Source organism: Streptomyces niveiscabiei (genome assembly GCF_001419795.1).
In the GTDB taxonomy this organism is placed as follows: Bacteria; Actinomycetota; Actinomycetes; order Streptomycetales; family Streptomycetaceae; genus Streptomyces; species Streptomyces niveiscabiei.
The window spans coordinates 1-1,713 of record NZ_LIRL01001446.1 but is presented as its reverse complement, the minus strand read 5'-3'; the positions used below and the strand labels follow the sequence as shown (position 1 = coordinate 1,713).

Annotated in this window: 1 protein-coding gene; it reads left to right on the top strand. The window is 76.6% G+C overall.

Going from position 1 to position 1,713, the window contains the following annotated elements:
- The coding region (locus AOK24_RS44840; protein WP_240554437.1) for a PD-(D/E)XK nuclease family protein at window positions 1-1,713 on the top strand (1,713 nt) is incomplete at both ends.

Below are 1,713 nucleotides of genomic sequence, written 5' to 3'. Positions count from 1 at the left end.
CCCTGCGCGCGGTCGCGACGGCGGAGGCGACGAACCGCACGGACGCGGCCGACCAGGACGACGAGTCCGACGAGCCCGCCGTCTGGCTCGACACCGAGACCGCTCTCACCCTCCTCGCCTCGCCCCTCGCCGCCATGGACGCCGCCGACGTCCGCCGCCTCGGGCGCGCGCTGCGCGACGAGGAACGGGCCGGCGGCAACCCGCTGCCGCCACCCTCCGACGACCTGCTCGCGCGCGCGGTCGCCGAACCCGAACGGCTCGCCGCACACGACCCCGCGTACGCGCGCGGGGCGCAGCGCCTCGGCGCACTCCTCGCCGCGGCACGCGCGCGCCTCGCGGACGGCGGCACCGCCGAGGAAGCGCTCTGGGAGCTGTGGGCGCCCACCTCCTGGCCCGGCCGGCTCGCCAAGGCCGCCCTGCGCGGCGGCGCGGCGGGACGCAACGCCGACCGCGACCTCGACGCCGTGTGCGCGCTGTTCGCGACGGCCGCCCGCGCGGAGGCCCGCACCGGCGGCCGGGGCGCCCTGAACTTCCTGGAGGAACTGGAGGCCGAGGACATCGCGGCCGACACCCTCACGCGCCGCGTCGTACGACCGGACGCGGTGCGCCTGATGACCGCGCACCGAGCCAAGGGCCTCCAGTGGCGCCTGGTCGTCGTCGCCGGGGTCCAGGAAGGGCTCTGGCCCGACCTGCGCCGGCGCGGCTCCTTGCTGGAGGCCGACCGCATCGGCCGCGACGGACTCGCCGAACCGCTCACCCCGGGCGCGCTGCTCGCCGAGGAGCGCCGCCTGTTCTACGTCGCCGCCACCCGCGCGCGCGAGCGCCTCGTCGTCACCGCCGTGAAGGCGCCCGCCGACGACGGCGACCAGCCCTCCCGCTTCCTCACCGAACTCGGCGTCGAACCCAAGGACGTCACCGGCCGCCCCCGCCGCCCCCTGTCGGTCCCCGCGCTCGTCGCCGAACTGCGCGCCACGACGGTCGACCCGCGCGCCTCCGACGCGCTCCGGGAGGCCGCCGCGCGCCGCCTCGCCCGCCTGGCCGCACTCGCCGACGAGGACGGCCGCCCGCTGGTCCCCGCCGCCCACCCGTACCGCTGGTGGGGCATGTGGGACCGCACCGAGGGCAAGGTCCCGCTGCGCGACCGCGACCAGCCCGTCGTCCTGTCCGGCAGCGCCCTCGACCAGCTCGCCAACACCTGCGCCCTCCAGTGGTTCCTGGGCCGCGAGGTGAAGGCCGACGCGCCCGCGACCGCCGCCCAGGGCTTCGGCAACGTCGTCCACGTCCTCGCCGACGAGGTCGCCTCCGGGCGGACCCCCGCCGACCTCGACGTCCTCATGGAGCGCCTCGACTCCGTGTGGAACGCGCTCGCCTTCGACGCGCCCTGGAAGTCCGACCAGGAGAAGCACAACGCGCGCGTGGCGCTCGAACGCTTCCTGAAGTGGCATGTGCTCGACCGCGCGGGACGCACGCCCGTGGCGAGCGAGCACGACTTCGACGTCACCCTCGAAGCAGGCGAGTACGAGGTGCGCATCCGCGGCCAGATGGACCGCGTCGAGGCCGACACCGACGGGCGCGCGTACGTCGTCGACTTCAAGACCGGCAAGCAGGCGCCCACCTCCGCCGAGGTCGCCCGCCACCCCCAGCTCGCCGTCTACCAGCTCGCCGTGCGCGAGGGCGCCGTCGACGAGGTCTTCGACGGCGCCCTCGCGCACG